General features: G+C 69.2%; 10 protein-coding genes and 1 riboswitch. Of the genes, 8 read left to right on the forward strand and 2 right to left on the reverse strand.

Annotation, left to right across the window (positions count from 1 at the left end; all coding sequences use genetic code 11):
* Positions 1–162: 162 nt before the first annotated feature.
* The gene (locus C9I47_RS15455) at positions 163–3,333 is read left to right on the forward strand and encodes an efflux RND transporter permease subunit (RefSeq protein ID WP_111267554.1); all 3,171 of its coding nucleotides are present in this window, start codon (positions 163–165) and stop codon (positions 3,331–3,333) included.
* A 92-nt stretch (positions 3,334–3,425) separates the two neighbouring features.
* On the opposite strand, the gene bioD is transcribed toward C9I47_RS15455, so the two are convergent.
* A complete protein-coding gene (gene bioD / locus C9I47_RS15460) occupies positions 3,426–4,154 on the reverse strand; it encodes a dethiobiotin synthase (RefSeq protein ID WP_111268181.1) in 729 nt (242 codons plus the stop codon).
* Positions 4,155–4,196: 42 nt separating this feature from the next.
* Between bioD and C9I47_RS15465 the strand changes: the two genes are divergently transcribed.
* From C9I47_RS15465 to prpF, 6 genes are all read left to right on the forward strand, one after another.
* Positions 4,197–4,697 (forward strand): GAF domain-containing protein, encoded by a 501-nt coding sequence (locus C9I47_RS15465; protein WP_111267555.1) that lies wholly within the window; start codon positions 4,197–4,199, stop codon positions 4,695–4,697.
* Positions 4,694–5,074 (forward strand): TfoX/Sxy family protein, encoded by a 381-nt coding sequence (locus C9I47_RS15470; RefSeq protein ID WP_111267556.1) that lies wholly within the window; start codon positions 4,694–4,696, stop codon positions 5,072–5,074. The genes C9I47_RS15465 and C9I47_RS15470 overlap by 4 nt, the downstream gene beginning before the upstream one ends.
* Before the next feature lie 442 nt (positions 5,075–5,516).
* Positions 5,517–5,784, forward strand: a riboswitch (cobalamin riboswitch).
* Positions 5,785–5,926: 142 nt separating this feature from the next.
* The gene (btuB, locus tag C9I47_RS15475; RefSeq protein WP_111267557.1) at positions 5,927–7,801 is read left to right on the forward strand and encodes a TonB-dependent vitamin B12 receptor; all 1,875 of its coding nucleotides are present in this window, start codon (positions 5,927–5,929) and stop codon (positions 7,799–7,801) included.
* Between the two features lie 667 nt (positions 7,802–8,468).
* Positions 8,469–11,108 (forward strand): Fe/S-dependent 2-methylisocitrate dehydratase AcnD, encoded by a 2,640-nt coding sequence (gene acnD / locus C9I47_RS15480; RefSeq protein ID WP_111267558.1) that lies wholly within the window; start codon positions 8,469–8,471, stop codon positions 11,106–11,108.
* Between the two features lie 43 nt (positions 11,109–11,151).
* On the forward strand, positions 11,152–11,613 hold the full coding sequence (locus tag C9I47_RS15485) for an SRPBCC family protein (RefSeq protein WP_111267559.1): 462 nt from the start codon (positions 11,152–11,154) through the stop codon (positions 11,611–11,613).
* Between the two features lie 8 nt (positions 11,614–11,621).
* Complete coding sequence (gene prpF, locus C9I47_RS15490) at positions 11,622–12,818, forward strand: 2-methylaconitate cis-trans isomerase PrpF (RefSeq protein WP_111267560.1); 1,197 nt, start codon at positions 11,622–11,624, stop codon at positions 12,816–12,818.
* A gap of 623 nt (positions 12,819–13,441) precedes the next feature.
* On the opposite strand, the gene glmS is transcribed toward prpF, so the two are convergent.
* Positions 13,442–15,274: a glutamine--fructose-6-phosphate transaminase (isomerizing) gene (gene glmS / locus C9I47_RS15495; RefSeq protein WP_111267561.1), complete on the reverse strand. Its 1,833-nt coding sequence runs from the start codon at positions 15,272–15,274 to the stop codon at positions 13,442–13,444.
* A 234-nt stretch (positions 15,275–15,508) separates the two neighbouring features.
* On the opposite strand from glmS, the gene C9I47_RS15500 reads away from it, so the two are divergent.
* Positions 15,509–16,792 (forward strand): efflux RND transporter periplasmic adaptor subunit, encoded by a 1,284-nt coding sequence (locus tag C9I47_RS15500; protein ID WP_111267562.1) that lies wholly within the window; start codon positions 15,509–15,511, stop codon positions 16,790–16,792.
* Positions 16,793–16,810: the final 18 nt, after the last annotated feature.

Consider the following 16,810-nt stretch of genomic DNA (forward strand, 5'->3'; position numbering starts at 1 on the left):
TCCGGGCCCGCCGAAGCCCGGACGGCACGCTCGAGCAAACCCGGTTGATCGCTGCGAAGCCCGTCCGCGGGCCTCGCCCCCACACCAGCCCTCCCCCGCCCGCGGGACAGGGACACACGCGAAACCCTCTCCCGCCCGCGGGAGAGAGGGAGAAGCCCAGCGATGAAATTCACCGACATCTTCATCAACAAGCCGGTACTGGCGATCGTCCTCAATCTGTTCATCCTGCTGTTCGGCCTGCGCGCCTACAGCGAGTTGAACGTGCGCCAGTACCCCGAGCTGCGCAATGCCGTGATCAACGTCAGCACCACCTACTTCGGTGCCGACGCCGACCTGATCGAGGGCTTCATCACCACCCCGCTGGAACGCGAGATCGCCAGCGCCGAGGGCATCGACTACATGACCTCGACCAGCTCGGCCGGGGTCAGCACCATCCAGGCCTACATCCGCCTGGACCAGGACCCGAACGAGGCGCTCACCCAGATCGCGGCCAAGGTCAACAAGATGCGCGGCCAGCTGCCGCCGGAGTCGGAAGACCCGGTGATCGATCTTCAGCAGGGCCAGCAGATCGCGGCGATGTACCTGTCGTTCGCCAGCGAGACCCTCAACAACAACCAGATCACCGACTACCTGACCCGGGTGATCCAGCCCAAGCTGGTCACCGTGCAGGGCGTGCAGCGCGCCGACATCCTCGGCGCCGGCACCTTCGCGATGCGGGTATGGCTCAAGCCCGACCGCATGACCGCGCTGCAGATCACCGCCAGCGACGTTTCCAATGCGCTGCAGTCCAACAACGTGCTGGCCGCGGTGGGTTCGACCAAGGGCCAGATGGTCGCGATCGACATGACCGCCGAGACCGACCTGCGCACGCCGGAGGAGTTCCGCCGTCTGGTGATCCGCGAGCAGGACGGCGCGATCGTGCGCCTCGGCGACGTCGCCGACGTGGTGCTGGGTTCCGAGAGCTACGGCACCTCGGTGCGGATGAACGGCGAGGCGGCGACCTTCGTCGGCATCTACGTCTCGCCCGACGCCAACTCGCTGGACGTGATCAAGGACGTGCGCGTGCTGTGGGACGAGCAGATCGTTCCGCAACTGCCGCAGGGCATCAAGGGCACCATCCCCTACGACAGCACCGAGTCGATCCAGGAGGCCATCGACGAGGTGGTCAGCACCATCGTCGAGGCGGTGATCATCGTGATCGTGGTGATCTTCCTGTTCCTGGGGTCGCTGCGCAGCGTGCTGATCCCGGCGGTGACCGTGCCGCTGTCGCTGGTCGGCGCGCTGTTCCTGATGCTGCTGATGGGCTTCACCATCAACCTGCTGACCCTGCTGGCGATGGTGCTGGCGATCGGCATCGTGGTCGACGACGCGATCATCGTGCTGGAGAACATCCATCGCCACATCGAGGAGGGCATGAGTCCGCATGCCGCCGCGCTCAAGGGCGCGCGCGAGCTGGCCTGGCCGGTGGTGGCGATGACCACGACCCTGGTCGCGGTGTACGTGCCGATCGGCTTCCAGGGCGGCCTGACCGGCGTGCTGTTCACCGAGTTCGCCTTCACCCTGGCCGGTTCGGTGCTGCTGTCGGGCGTGATCGCGCTGACCCTGTCGCCGATGATGAGCGCGAAGATCCTCAAGCCGCACGATCCCGAGCACCCCAAGGGCAAGCTTGAGAACTGGCTGGACGAGAAGTTCGAAGTGCTGCGCCTGGCCTACCAGCGTCGCCTGCACGGCGCGCTGGAGACCAAGTCGGTGCTCGCGGCGTTCGGTGCGATCACCTTCCTCTCCTGCGTCTTCCTGTACATGACCGCGCCGAAGGAGCCGGCACCGCTGGAGGACGAGGGCTTCATCTTCTCGATCGCCAGCGCCGACCCCTACGCGACCCTCGACTACGTGGAGCGCTATACCGAGGAGATCACCGCGATTTCCAAGACCGTGCCCGAGGTCGACGGCTACTTCCTGTTCAACGGCGGCTTCGGCGGCAGCGGCGGCGGCGCCAGCCCGCAGGCGATGGCCGGCTTCGTGCTCAAGCCGTGGAGCGAGCGCGACCGCTCGACCAACCAGGTGCTGCAGCAGACCCTGCAACCGCAGATCAGCCAGGTCACCGGCCTGAACGTGTTCGCCCTGGTCCCGCCCTCGCTGCCCAGCGCCGGCGGCGACGGTGGCGGCGAGTTCGTGATCGGCGGCGTCGGCGAGCTGAGCCAGTTGTCGGAGCTGGCCGACGCGATCCTGGAGCGGGCCTACGCGAGCAAGCGCTTCATCTTCCTCGACAAGGACCTGAAGATCGACAAGCCGCGCATCGAGGTCGCCATCGACCGCGACAAGGCGGCCACGCTCGGCATCGAGATGCGCACGCTGGCGGCCGACATGGCGGCGCTGCTGTCGGGCGGCTACACCAACCGCTTCGCGATGCAGAACCGCTCCTATCGGGTGATTCCGCAGGTCCAGCGCAGCGATCGCCTCAACGCCAGCGACCTTGAGAACTACTACACCCGCACCCGCGACGGCGAACTGATCCCGTTGTCGACCGTGGTGACGCTGAAGGAGAGCACCCAGCCGCAGTCGCTCAAGCGCTTCCAGCAGTTGAACGCGGTGGCGATCACCTTCGCGCCGCGTCCGGGCGTCAGCAAGGGCGAGGCGCTGAGCATCCTCGAGGAGGCCGCGAACGAGGTGCTGCCGCAGGGCTACAGCGTCGACTACGCCGGAGAGTCGCGCCAGTTCAAGCAGGAGGGCGCGGCGATGCTGGTCACGATGGGACTGGCGCTGATCGTGATCTTCCTGGTGCTGTCGGCGCAGTTCGAGAGTTTCCGCGACGCCCTGATCATGCTGCTGACCGTGCCGATGGCGATCTGCGGCGCGCTGCTGGTGCTCAACGTGCTGGCCCTGGTCGCCAACATCCTGAGTTTCAGCGGCATCGAGGCGTTCCCGGGGATGAGCATCAACATCTACACCCAGGTCGGCCTGGTGACCCTGGTCGGGGTGATCTCCAAGCACGGCATCCTGATCGTGGAGTTCGCCAACAAGCTGCAGATCGAGCAGGGCATGTCCAAGCGCGATGCGATCGAGCACGCCACCAGCATCCGTCTGCGTCCGGTGCTGATGACCACCGCGGCGCTGGTGTTCGCGATGATCCCGCTGCTGATGGCCAGCGGCCCGGGCGCGGCCTCGCGCTTCTCGATGGGCACCGTGATCGTCTCGGGCATGAGCATCGGCACGCTGTTCACCCTGTTCGTGCTGCCGGCGTTCTATCTGTACCTGGCACGTGATCACTCGGCGCAGCATGCCGACGGGGAAGAGAAGGCCCCGGCGCTGAATCCGGCACCGCAGCAGGGCTGAACGGCATGACCGCCCGGGCCGCGTCGCCGCCGGCAATGGCGGGGCGCGGCCCGGGCTTTTTTGTGGGCGCCTGAGGTCGCGCCCTGCCGATGTCAGGCGGGCGCCAGCAGGGGCGAGACGTCCAGCGCCACCGTCGGCAACGCCGCCAGGTCGCGCAGATGCGGCACCCGTCCCAGGCACGGCGCCGGCAGGCGCGCCTGCAGCAGCCGGAAGTTGTCGTCGGCGCGCTGCATGTCCGGGTCGATGTCGTTGGCGATCCATCCGGCCAGGCGACGGCCGTCGGCGGCGATCGCGCGCGCGCTCAGCCGCGCATGATTGATGCAGCCCAGCCTCAACCCGACCACCAGCACCACCGGCAGGTCCAGCGCGCGGACCAGGTCGACCTGGTCCAGGCTCGCCGACAACGGCGCCGCCCAGCCGCCGACCCCCTCGACCACGACCCGATCGGCGGCCGCGGCCAGGCGCGCATAGGCGGCGGCGATCGCCTCCAGTTCCAGTTCGACCCCGGCATCGGCCGCGGCCAGCTCCGGCGCCAATGGCGCCGGCAACGCGTACGGATTGACCTCCGCGTAGGGCGGCCGCGGGTCGCTGGCCGCCTGCAGCAGCAACGCGTCCTCGTTGCGCCAGCCGTCGGGGCTGGGTTCGCAGCCGCTGGCGACCGGCTTCATCCCGCTCGCGCGCAGGCCTTGCGCCCGCAGCGCATGCAGCAGGCAGGCGCTGGCGACCGACTTGCCGATACCGGTATCGGTGCCGGTGACGAAGACGCCGATGGCGGTGGCGGCGGACGGGGCGGTCTCGAAGCGATGTTCTTGGGCGGTCATGCTGATCCTGAACACAGCGCGGCGCGCTGCTAAACTCCGGGAATGTTCGCCGCTACCACCCTGACCGGCAACAAGCCGGAACAGTACGCCCAGCTGGCCGACCAGGCCCGCGGTCTGCTCCATGGCGAGCACGACCGCATCGCCAATGCCGCCAACCTGGCGGCACTGGTGTTCAACAGCCTGCCGGACCTGAACTGGGTCGGCTTCTACTTCTTCGATGGCAACGAGCTGGTGGTCGGGCCGTTCCAGGGCCTGCCGGCCTGCGTGCGCATCGCGGTCGGCAAGGGCGTGTGCGGCACCGCCGCGCAGACCGGCCAGACCCAGCGGGTCGACGACGTCGACGCCTTTCCCGGCCATATCGCCTGCGACGCGGCCTCGCGCTCGGAGCTGGTCGTGCCCCTGTTCGCGCGCAACGGCGACCTGCTCGGCGTACTCGACATCGACAGCCCGCTGCGGGGCCGTTTCGAGGCCGACGACCAGGCCGGTATCGAAGCGCTGGCGCGACTGTATACCGACGCCCTGGAGCCGGAGCCACACGGATGAGCCTGCCGAAACTGCGCAACATCGGTCCCAAGAGCGCGGCCTGGCTGCGCCAGGTCGGCCTGCACAGCCGCGAAGACCTGGAGGCGGCCGGTCCGGTCGAAGCGTTCATGCGGATCAAGCGGGCCGGCTTCAAGCCGACCATGAACCTGCTCTACGCGATCGAGGGCGCGCTGTGCGACTGCCACTGGCAGGAAGTGCCGGACGCGCGCCGGCAACAGCTGGTCGCCGAAGCCGAGGCCGCGATCGAGCAGTTGCCGCCGCCGCGCTACAAGCCGGCCGCCGCGCCGGTGCGGACCACGGTGCTGACCGCCGACACGGTCGAACTCCCGCCCGCGGATCCCGACGAAGGTAGCGACGGCAACGACGCAGAGCCTTGACAGCGGCGTGCGACTTGATGGCCTTCCCCGGGAGGGCCCCATCGCGGCTCACGCCGCTCCTACGAGGATCCGGTTCGTCTCGGTCTCGGGTCCAGGCCGTCTGGATGGAAGGGAACCCAACCCGCGTCGTGAAGCTCGATCGCCCATGTAGGAGCGGCGTGAGCCGGTGATCCCCGGGCTGCGCCCGGGAATCCCCAAAGTTTGCTGCGCAAACCTTGGGCCCCACCGTTGCGCTGCCACCCCCCCATTCGTGCCTGCAGCACGAATCGCCCCCTCACGCAGGGGGCTGGGTCTATGCGTTCATGCCGCAGGACCGGCGGAAGCACGGAAAGCCCCCCGGCAGGAAAGCAGGCCGCGAGGGCGGAGATGCCGCCCTTCTCTCGCTCCTCGCTTCTCCCCCCTCACTTCTCCTCTTTCCCCCTCACTTCCGGCCTTTTGGCGTACACTGCGCGCGCTTCGAGGTGACCCGGCCCGCGCCACGTGCGCGAACGGGTTGAAACGGGAAGCCGGTGACCTGCCACGGTCGGACCTCGCCAACGAGGCCCGGCCGGCATGCAGCAGTCCGGCACTGCCCCCGCAACGGTAAGCGCGCCAAGGCTCCGACATCGGCCACTGTGCATCGCACGGGAAGGCGTCGGCGCCGGGATTCCGGACCGCACGGTCCGGGTCCAGCCGCAAGTCCGGAGACCGGCCTCGTCGCCGGGGTCGCGCCGATCGCGCGACGCCACGACTGATTGCGATGCGGAGGGCGTCGCGGCGGCGATGCCGGCCCTGGCCGGCGGTCGAGGCCCTCTCCTTCCGCGCGCCCCGTAACGCGATGCGCAGGCGCCCCCTGCGTGCTGGAGAGAGCCGATGCACCCCAAATCCCTGACCCTGGCCGTCGCCGCCGTCCTGGCCGCATCCGCCGCGCCGCAGGTCCACGCCCAGCAGGCGACCGAACTGGATGAAGTCGTGGTCACCGCCAACCGCACCGCGGTCAGCGTCGACGACACCCTGGTCCCGGTCGAGGTGATCGATCGCGCCACCATCGAGCGCAGCCAGGCCCGCGACCTGACCGACCTGCTGCGCGGTCGCGCCGGCATCTCGATCGCCAACCAGGGCGGCACCGGCAAGCTCAGCACCCTGTTCCTGCGCGGCAGCGAGTCCGACCACGTGCTGGTGCTGGTCGACGGCGTCCGCATCGGTTCGGCGACCTCGGGCCTGGCCTCGTTCCAGGACCTGCCGCTGGCGCTGATCGAACGCATCGAAGTGGTGCGCGGCCCGCGCTCGAGCCTGTACGGCAGCGAGGCGATCGGCGGCGTGATCCAGATCTTCACCCGGCGCGACCGGGAAGGCCTGAACCTGCGCGCCAGCGCCACCGTCGGCAGCAACGACTACGCCGAAGGCAGCGCCGGCATCGGCGGCCGCAGCGGCGGCGCCTGGTTCGGCATCGACACCGCCTACACCAACACCGAGGGCTTCGACGCCTGCAGCGGCCGCGGCCCGGATCCGTCGATCCCGTTCGACTTCGGTGCCGGCTGCTTCACCGACGAGCCCGACCGCGACGGCTACCGCAACCGCTCGCTGTCGGCGCGCGCCGGCTACGACGTCGGCGACACCTTCGCGTTCGGGGCGCATGCGCTGCGCGCCGAGGGCCGCAACGAGTACGACGGCAGCTTCCAGAACCTGTCCAAGGTGACCCAGCAGGTACTTGGCGCCAACGCGCGCTGGACCCCCAACGAGGTCGCCACCGTCAGCCTGAACCTGGGCCGCAACACCGACGCCTCCGACAACTACATGGATGGCATCGATGTCGGCTACTTCGACACCGACCGCGACAGCGCCACCCTGCAGGGCGACTTCAGGTTCGCCGGCGACCATCTGTTCAGCGTCGGCCTGGACTGGCTGCGCGACCGCGTCGACAGCAACACCGCCTACGATGAGACCTCCCGCGACAACCGCGCCGCCTTCGTGCAGTACCGCGGCCAGTTCGCCGCGGGCAGCCTCGGTCGGCAGTCGTTCGAGGCCAGCCTGCGCCGCGACGACAACGAGCAGTTCGACGGCCATACCACCGGCAGCGTCGCCTGGGGCCTGGGCTTCGGCGGGAACTGGCGGCTGACCGCCGGCTACGGCAGCGCATTCAAGGCGCCGACCTTCAACGAGCTGTACTACCCGTTCTTCAACAACCCGAATCTGCGTCCGGAGGAATCGCGCAGCTGGGAGCTGGGTCTGGCCTACGACGGCGCCGCCCTCGACTGGCGGATCGACGCCTTCAGCACCCGCGTCGACGATCTGATCGCCTACGATGCGGCGCTGTTCATGCCCAACAACATCGACGAGGCGCGCCTGCGCGGCGCCGAGATCGGCCTGGACACCGAGCTGTGGGGCTGGAGTGTCGATGCCAGCGCCAGCTTCGTCGACAGCGAGAACCGCAAGGGCTTCCATGCCGGCAACGAGCTGCCGCGCCGTGCCCGTCGCAGCGCGCGCATCGATCTCGATCGCGCCTTCGGCGACCTGCGCCTGGGCGTGACCGGTGTGGCCGAGAGCGGCCGCTACGACGATGTCGCCAACAGCGTGCGGGTCGGCGGTCATGCCAGCTTCGATCTGCGCGCCGAGTATGCCGTCCACCCCGACTGGACCGTGCAGGCCCGCGTCGCCAACCTGTTCGACCGCGACTACCAGACCGTCGACTGGTACAACCGGCCGGGCCGCGAGTGGTTCCTGACCCTGCGCTACGCGCCGCGCTGAGGCGCGGCTGGAACAGGGTCCCGGGTGAGATCATCGGCCTCGCCCGGGCTACCCACCGCGACGCAACGGACGCGCGGATCCAGTCATGGTTGCCCCCGTAGGAGCGGCGTAAGCCGCGATCCCCGGGCTGCGCCCGGGAATCCCCAAAGTTTGCTGCGCAAACCTCGGGCCCCGCCGGTGCGCTGCCACACCCCCATTCGCGCCCGCGGCGCGAATCGCCCCCTGACTCAGGGGGGAACGATATCCGGCTGCGCCCGGATATCTCCCAAAGTTTGCTGCGCAAACCTCGGGCCCCGCCGGTGCGCTGCCACACCCCCATTCGCATCTGCGATGCGAATCGCCCCCTGACTCAGGGGGGAACGATATCCGGTTGCGCCCGGATATCTCCCAAGGTTTGCTTCGCAAACCTCGGGCCCCGCCGTTGCGCTCCCACACCCCCATTCGCATCTGCGATGCGAATCACCCCCTGACTCAGGGGGCTGGGGCCATGTGACAGACAAACGCTCTTCGTAGGAGCGGCGTGAGCCGCGATGCTTTTCTGCAAGGCTCCCGAGGGTGGCCAGCGACTGTGGAGCTGGCGCGCGTGCGTTCGCGCCGTCCGGGCCGGGAGCTGCCCGCACTGGTATCCTGAGAGGTCTCCCCGAAACGCCTCGCCGGCCAGCCACGCATGTCAGCCAACGCCGTCAACAGCAAGCACCGCAAGCCCCTGCCGGGGACCGAACTGGACTATTTCGACGCCCGCGAGGCGGTCGAGGCGCTGCAAGCCGGCGCTTGGGCGACCCTGCCCTACACCTCGCGCGTGTTCGCCGAGAACCTGGTCCGGCGCGCCGACCCGGCGCGGCTGGACGACTATCTGCGCCAGCACATCGAGCGCCGCCGCGACCTCGACTACCCGTGGTTCCCGGCACGCGTGGTCTGCCACGACATCCTCGGCCAGACCGCCCTGGTCGACCTGGCCGGCCTGCGCGACGCGATCGCCGACAAGGGCGGCGATCCGGCCGCGGTGAACCCGGTGGTGCCGGTGCAGCTGATCGTCGACCACTCGCTGGCGGTCGAGGCGCCGGGCTTCGACAAGGACGCGTTCGAGAAGAACCGTGCGATCGAGGATCGCCGCAACGAGGACCGCTTCCACTTCATCGACTGGACCAAGCTGGCCTTCCGCAACGTCGACGTGATCCCGCCGGGCAACGGCATCATGCACCAGATCAATCTGGAGAAGATGTCGCCGGTGGTGCACGCCGACCGCAGCGGCGACGGCCGCGGCCTCGCCTACCCCGACACCTGCGTCGGCACCGACAGCCACACCCCGCACGTGGATGCGCTGGGGGTGATCGCGATCGGCGTCGGCGGCCTGGAGGCCGAGAACGTGATGCTCGGCCGCGCCTCTTGGATGCGTTTGCCCGACATCGTCGGCGTCGAACTGGCCGGCCGCCCGCAGCCGGGCATCACCGCGACCGACGTGGTACTGGCGCTGACCGAGTTCCTGCGCCAGCAGAAGGTGGTCGGCGCCTATCTGGAATTCCGCGGCGAGGGCGCCGCGGCGCTGACCCTCGGCGACCGCGCGACGATCTCCAACATGGCGCCGGAGTACGGCGCGACCGCGGCGATGTTCTTCATCGACGACAACACCCTCGACTACCTGCGCCTCACCGGTCGCGACGATGCCCAGATCGCGCTGGTGGAAACCTACGCCAGACAGGCCGGGCTGTGGGCCGACGCCCTGGCCGATGCGCAGTACGAGCGCGTCCTGCACTTCGATCTGTCGACGGTGACCCGCAACATGGCCGGCCCGTCCAACCCGCACCGGCGCCTGCCGACCTCGGCGCTGGGCGAGCGCGGCATCGCCGGCCACCTCGACGCCGCGCTGCGTGAGGAAGCGGCGGGCAGGATGCCCGACGGCGCGGTGATCATCGCCGCGATCACCAGCTGCACCAACACCTCCAACCCGCGCAACGTGATCGCCGCCGGCCTGCTGGCGCGCAACGCCAACGCCCGCGGGCTGATGCGCAAACCCTGGGTCAAGACGTCGCTGGCGCCGGGCTCGAAGGCGGTGCAGCTGTACCTGGAGGACGCCGGCCTGCTGCCGGAGCTGGAACAGTTGGGTTTCGGCGTGGTCGCATTCGCCTGCACCACCTGCAACGGCATGAGCGGCGCGCTCGATCCGCAGATCCAGCAGGAGGTCGTCGACCGCGACCTGTATGCGGTCGCGGTGCTGTCGGGCAACCGCAATTTCGACGGCCGCATCCATCCGTACGCGAAGCAGGCCTTCCTCGCCTCGCCGCCGCTGGTGGTCGCCTACGCGATCGCCGGCACGGTGCGTTTCGACATCGAGAAGGACGTGCTCGGCCTCGACCACGACGGCAAGCCGGTCACCCTGAAGGACCTGTGGCCCAGCGACGAGGAAATCGACGCGGTCATCGCCGAGCACGTCAAACCGGAGTTCTTCCGTCGCGTCTACGACCCGATGTTCGCTGCTCGCCTGCAGCGCGGCGGCGAGGTCAGCCCGCTGTACGACTGGCGACCGATGAGCACCTACATCCGCCGCCCGCCGTACTGGGAGGGCGCGCTGGCCGGCGAGCGCACGCTCAAGGGCATGCGGCCGCTGGCGGTGCTCGGCGACAACATCACCACCGACCACCTGTCGCCGTCCAACGCGATCCTGGCCAGCAGCGCCGCCGGCGAATACCTGGCGAAGATGGGCCTGCCGGAGGAGGACTTCAATTCCTACGCGACCCATCGCGGCGACCACCTGACCGCGCAGCGCGCGACCTTCGCCAACCCCAAACTGGTCAACGAGATGGCGGTGGTCGACGGCGAGGTGCGGCCGGGCTCGCTGACCCGGCTGGAGCCGGACGGCGAGGTCATGCGCATGTGGGAGGCGATCGAGACCTACATGGAACGCAAGCAACCGCTGATCATCGTCGCCGGCGCCGACTACGGCCAGGGTTCCTCGCGCGACTGGGCCGCCAAGGGCGTGCGCCTGGCCGGGGTCGAGGCGATCGTCGCCGAGGGCTTCGAGCGCATCCACCGCACCAACCTGATCGGCATGGGCGTGCTGCCGCTGGAATTCCAGCCCGGCACCGACCGCAAGACCCTGGGCATCGACGGCAGCGAGACCTTCGACGTGGTCGGAGAACGCGCGCCGGGCGCGACGCTGAGCCTGATCGTCCATCGCAAGGACGGCGACACGGTCGAAGTACCGGTCACCTGCCGCCTGGACTCGGACGAGGAGGTCTCGATCTACGAGGCCGGCGGCGTGCTGCAGCGTTTCGCCCAGGATTTCCTGGAGTCGTCGAAAGCGGCCTGAGCCGTTCGTCGTATTGGCACATCCCTCTTCAAGGAATCCGAACATGTCCAGCGACACCACCGGCACCGTCCGCCTCCACCGCGTCCTGCGCGCGCCGCCGGAACGCGTCTACCGCGCCTTCCTCGACGCCGACGCGATGGCCAAGTGGCTGCCGCCGCATGGCTTCACCGGCAAGGTCCACGAGCTGGACGCACGCGTCGGCGGCAGCTACCGGATGTCGTTCAGCAACTTCGGGACCGGCCATTCCCATGCCTTCGGCGGCACCTACCTGGAACTGGTCCCGAACGAGCGCATCCGCTACGACGACCGCTTCGACGATCCCAACCTGCCCGGCCAGATGGAGACCACGGTGACGCTGAAGGCGGTCGCCTGCGGTACCGAACTGCAGGTCACCCAGACCGGCATTCCGGCCGCGATACCGACCGAGTTCTGCTACGCCGGCTGGCAGGAGTCGCTGGCCCTGCTCGCCCACCTGGTCGAGCCCGAGATTCCCGACAACGTCTGATCCGACCCATGACCCAGCCGCCGCGGCGCCACGCGCCCCAACTGAAGATCCCCGCCACCTACATGCGTGGCGGTACCTCCAAGGGCGTGTTCTTCCGCCTCGACGACCTGCCCGGTGCCGCGCGCGTGCCCGGCCGCGCGCGCGACGCGCTGCTGCTGCGCGTGATCGGCTCGCCCGACCCCTACGGCAAGCACACCGACGGGATGGGCGGGGCGACCTCCAGCACCAGCAAGGTGGTGATCATCGGCAGATCCGCGGTGCCCGGGCACGACGTCGACTATCTGTACGGCCAGGTGCCGATCGACGGCGACTTCATCGACTGGAGCGGCAACTGCGGCAACCTGAGTTCGGCGGTGGGACCGTTCGCGATCGCCAACGGCCTGATCGACCCTGAGCGGGTGCCGCGCGACGGCATCTGCACGGTGCGGATCTGGCAGGCCAATATCGGCAAGACCATCGTCTCCCATGTCCCGGTGAGCGACGGCGAGGTACAGGAGACCGGCGACTTCGAGCTGGACGGGGTCACCTTCCCGGCCGCCGAGATCGCGCTGGAGTTCCTCGATCCCGCCGACGAGGGCGAGGACGGCGGCGCCATGTTCCCGACCGGCCACGTCGTCGACGAACTCGACGTCGCCGGCGTGGGCGGGTTCCGCGCGACCCTGATCAACGCCGGCGTGCCGATGGTCTTCCTCGAAGCCGCCGCGCTCGGCTACGACGGCACCGAACTGCAGCCGGCGATCAACGAAGATGCCGCGGCCCTGGCCCGGCTCGAGGCGATCCGCGCCGAAGCCGCGGTGCGGATGGGCCTGATTGCCGACGTCGCCGAGGCCGCCAGGCGCCCGCTGACTCCGAAGATCGCCTTCGTCGCGCCAGCGAAGGACTATGTCTCCTCCAGCGGCAAGCCGGTGCGCGCGGCCGACATCGACCTGCTCGCACGCGCGATCTCGATGGGCAAGCTGCACCACGCGATGATGGGCACCGCCTCGGTGGCGATCGCCACCGCCGCCGCGGTGCCGGGTACCGTCGTGCACGCGGCCGCAGGCGGTGACAACCGCGACGCGGTCCGCTTCGGCCATCCCTCGGGCACGATGCGCGTCGGCGCCGAGGTGAAACAGGTCGACGGCCAGTGGGTCGCGACCAAGGCGGTGATGAGCCGCAGCGCGCGGGTGCTGATGGAAGGCCGGGTGCGGGTTCCCGCCGACTGAGCCCACCACGGCAATCCTGTAGGAGCGGCGTAAGCCGCGACCGAACGGCCTCATGAACGTCCCCATCGCGGCTTACGCCGCTCCTACGAGATGCGATACAGCACGGCCTCAGCCCCCTGAGTCAGGGGGCGATTCGCATCGCAGATGCGAATGGGGGTCTGGAGGCGCACCGGCGGGGCCCAAGGTTTGCACAGCAAACCTTGGGAGATATCCGGGCGCAGCCCGATATCGCTCCCCCCTGAGTCAGGGGGCGATTCGCATCGCAGATGCGAATGGGGGTCTGGAGGCGCACCGGCGGGGCCCAAGGTTTGCACAGCAAACCTTGGGAGATATCCGCGCGCAGCCCGATATCGCTCCCCCCTGAGTCAGGGGGCGATTCGCATCGCAGATGCGAATGGGGGTGTGGCAGCGCAACGGTGGGGGCCGAGGTTTGCGAAGCAAACCTTGGGAGATATCCGCGCGCAGCCCGATATCGCTCCCCCCTGAGTCAGGGGGCGATTCGTGCGCAGCGCGAATGGGGGTGTGGAAGCGCAACGGCGGGGCCCGAGGTTTGCACAGCAAACCTTGGGAGATATCCGGGCGCAGCTGGATATCGTTCCCCCTGAGTCAAGGGCGATTCGCGATCATTCCACCGTGACCGACTTGGCCAGGTTGCGCGGCTTGTCGACGTCGGTGCCGCGCGCCAGCGCGGCGTGATAGGCCAGCAACTGCACCGGGATCGCATGGATCACCGGCGACAGCACGCCGACATGGCGCGGGGTGCGGATCACGTGCACCTGCTCGGACTCGCCGAACTGGCTGTCGAGATCGGCGAACACGAACATCTCGCCGCCGCGCGCACGCACTTCCTGGATGTTCGACTTCACCTTCTCCAGCAGGCTGTCGTTGGGCGCGATCACCACCACCGGCATCTCCGCGTCGACCAGCGCCAGCGGCCCGTGCTTGAGCTCGCCGGCCGGGTAGGCCTCGGCGTGGATGTAGGAGATCTCCTTGAGCTTGAGCGCCCCCTCCAGCGCGATCGGGTAGTGCACGCCACGCCCCAGGAACAAGGCGTGCTGCTTCGGCGCGAAGCGCTCCGACCAGCCGACCACCTGCGGCTCCAGGTTCAGCGCATGCTGCACGCTGCCCGGCAACTGCCGCAAGGCATCCAGGTACTGCGCTTCCTGCTCGTCCGACAGCCGTCCACGCAGCTTGGCCAGGGTCGCGGTCAGGGTGAACAACCCCACCAGCTGGGTGGTGAAGGCCTTGGTCGAGGCGACGCCGATCTCGGCGCCGGCGCGGGTGTAGTAGACGAGGCGGCTGGCGCGCGGGATCGCGCTCTCGGGCACGTTGCAGATCGACAGCGTGCGCTCGTGCCCCAGCGACTTGGCGTACTTGAGCGCCTCCATCGTGTCCAGGGTCTCGCCGGACTGCGAAATCGTCACCACCAGCTGGTTCGGATTGGCGACCGCGGCGCGATAGCGGTACTCGCTGGCGATCTCGACCGAGCACGGCAGCCCGGCGATCGCCTCGATCCAGTAGCGCGCGGTCAGACCGGCGTAGTAACTGGTGCCGCAGGCCAGGATCTGCACGCCCTCGACGCCGGCCAGCACCTCGGCCGCGTCGGCGCCGAACAGCGCCGGGATGAACCCGCCCTGGTCGATCACCGCTTCGATGGTGTCGGCGATCGCGCGCGGCTGCTCGTGGATTTCCTTCTGCATGAAGTGGCGGTACGGCCCCAGCTCCAGCGACGCCAGAGAGACATCGGAGACGTGCACATCGCGCTCGATCTCGCGGCCTTCGCCGTCGAACACCCGCACCCGCTCGCGGGTCACCTCGGCGGTATCGCCCTCTTCCAGGAAAATCACCTGGCGGGTCGCCTGCACGATCGCGGAGACGTCGCTGGCGACGAAGTTCTCGCCCTGGCCGAGCCCGACCAGCAGCGGGCAGCCCATCCGCGCGGCGATCAACCGCGACGGCTCGCGCTTGCTGACCACCGCGATCGCATAGGCGCCCTCCAGCTCGCTGACCGCACGCTGCACCGCCTGCAACAAATCGGCGCCCTGTTGCTGGTGGTAGTGCACCAGGTGGGCGATGACCTCGGTATCGGTCTGCGACTCGAACGTGTAGCCGGCGGCGCTCAGGCGTTCGCGCTGGGCGTCATGGTTCTCGATGATGCCGTTGTGGACCACCGCCAACTCGTTGAAGCTGACGTGCGGGTGCGCGTTGACCTCGGTGACGCCGCCATGGGTAGCCCACCGGGTGTGGCCGATGCCCAGGCCGGCGCTCAGGCCCTCGCCAGCGGCGGCGGCCTCCATCTCGGCCACGCGGCCGGTGCGGCGGACCCGGCGCATCCGATCGCCATCGAACACGGCGATGCCGGCCGAGTCATAGCCCCGGTACTCGAGCCGCTTCAGTCCCTCGACCAGGACCGGCACCACGTCGCGATCGGCAATCGCACCCACGATTCCACACATGCAACATCACTCCCCAGGTACACGTCTCGGCGGCGAAGCAGTTTAGCCGGTCCTGCTTGACCGGACACTGTCCGGCGGACACCGCACCAGCTGTCCGGACACTCAAGGACAAACGCAAAACACCGAAAAATCAGCCACTTAAATGTTGGCACGCTTTCTGCTTGTCTACAGGCATCCACCGACGAGCGCCGCGATCAGGCGGACAGAACCAGGCAATACGGGACCCAAGACCAGATGAGCATCCGCGATACCTCCGCCCAGGACCGAAGCGTCTCCCAGCCCTCGGTCATCGGCCGCAACCGCACCCGACTGATCGCGATCGGCGCCGGCGTCGCCGGGCTCGCACTCGCCGGCTGGCTGGCCCTGGGCTGGAGCGCCGGCAGCCGCTCGGTCGACGCCTCCCGGCTGCGCATCGCCGAAGTCACCCGCGGCGACCTGGTCCGCGACATCCGCGCCGACGGCCGGGTGATCGCCGCCAACAGCCCGACCCTGTACGCGGTCGCCAGCGGCACCGTCACCCTGAACGTGGTCGCCGGCGACGCGGTCAAGCAGGGCCAGGCCCTGGCCGAGATCGACAGCCCCGAGCTGCGCAGCCGCCTGGCCCAGGAGCAGGCCACCCTCGCCAGCCTGGAAGCGGAGGCCAGCCGCGCCGGCCTCGACGCCCAGATCGCCCGCTCGCAGGCACGCAAGGCGCTGGAGCAGGCCGAGATCGACCGCACCGCGGCGGTACGCGACCTGGAGCGCAACCAGCGCGCCTTCGATGGCGGCGCGGTCGCCCAGGTCGATGTCGCACGCGCCCAGGATCAGCTCAAGAAGGCCGAACTCGGCCTGGCCCAGGCCCGCCGCGAACTCCAGTTGCAGGGCCAGGGCGCCGGTCTGGACACCCGCAACAAGCGGCTGCTGGCCGATCGCCAGCGCGCGGTGGTCACCGAGATCCAGCGCCAGGTCGACGCCTTGACCCTGCGCGCGCCGTTCGACGGCCAGGTCGGGCAGGTCCAGATCGCGCAGCGCGCCAACGTCGCCGACGATGCGCCGATCCTGAGCGTGGTCGACCTGACCCGCTTCGAGGTCGAGATCCGGGTGCCGGAAAGTTTCGCCCGCGACCTGGCGATCGGCATGCCGGCGCAACTGGCCAGCGGCAGCGGCCAGCCGTTCCCCGGCGAGGTCTCGGCGGTGTCGCCGGAGGTGGTCGGCGGCGAAGTGGTCGCCCGCCTGCGCTTCAGCGACAAGCAGCCGCCGGGCCTGCGCCAGAACCAGCGCCTGTCCGCGCTCATCACCCTGGACACCCGCGAGAACGTGCTGCAGGTCGAACGCGGTTCCTTCGTCGACCAGGGCGGCGGCCGCAGCGCCTACGTGATGGATGGCAGCACCGCCGTCCGCCGCCCGATCCGCACCGGCGTCAGCAGCCTCGGCGCGGTCGAGATCCTCGAAGGCCTGCAGCCGGGCGACCGTGTCGTGGTCTCCGGTGCCGACCAGTTCGACGATGCCGACAGCGTCCGGGTCTCCGGCGCCCCCTGACTCTTTTCCTCCCCCACG

The organism is Marilutibacter maris (genome assembly GCF_003233695.1).
GTDB classification, from domain to species: Bacteria; Pseudomonadota; Gammaproteobacteria; order Xanthomonadales; family Xanthomonadaceae; genus Marilutibacter; species Marilutibacter maris.

Bases quoted from the DNA above. Each gene is read 5' to 3' on its own strand.
- C9I47_RS15455 (WP_111267554.1), top strand. From the start codon at position 163: ATGAAATTCACCGACATCTTCATCAACAAGCCGGTACTGGCGATCGTC.
- bioD (WP_111268181.1), bottom strand. From the start codon at position 4,154: ATGACCGCCCAAGAACATCGCTTCGAGACCGCCCCGTCCGCCGCCACC.
- C9I47_RS15465 (WP_111267555.1), top strand. From the start codon at position 4,197: ATGTTCGCCGCTACCACCCTGACCGGCAACAAGCCGGAACAGTACGCC.
- C9I47_RS15470 (WP_111267556.1), top strand. From the start codon at position 4,694: ATGAGCCTGCCGAAACTGCGCAACATCGGTCCCAAGAGCGCGGCCTGG.
- btuB (WP_111267557.1), top strand. From the start codon at position 5,927: ATGCACCCCAAATCCCTGACCCTGGCCGTCGCCGCCGTCCTGGCCGCA.
- acnD (WP_111267558.1), top strand. From the start codon at position 8,469: ATGTCAGCCAACGCCGTCAACAGCAAGCACCGCAAGCCCCTGCCGGGG.
- C9I47_RS15485 (WP_111267559.1), top strand. From the start codon at position 11,152: ATGTCCAGCGACACCACCGGCACCGTCCGCCTCCACCGCGTCCTGCGC.
- prpF (WP_111267560.1), top strand. From the start codon at position 11,622: ATGACCCAGCCGCCGCGGCGCCACGCGCCCCAACTGAAGATCCCCGCC.
- glmS (WP_111267561.1), bottom strand. From the start codon at position 15,274: ATGTGTGGAATCGTGGGTGCGATTGCCGATCGCGACGTGGTGCCGGTC.
- C9I47_RS15500 (WP_111267562.1), top strand. From the start codon at position 15,509: ATGAGCATCCGCGATACCTCCGCCCAGGACCGAAGCGTCTCCCAGCCC.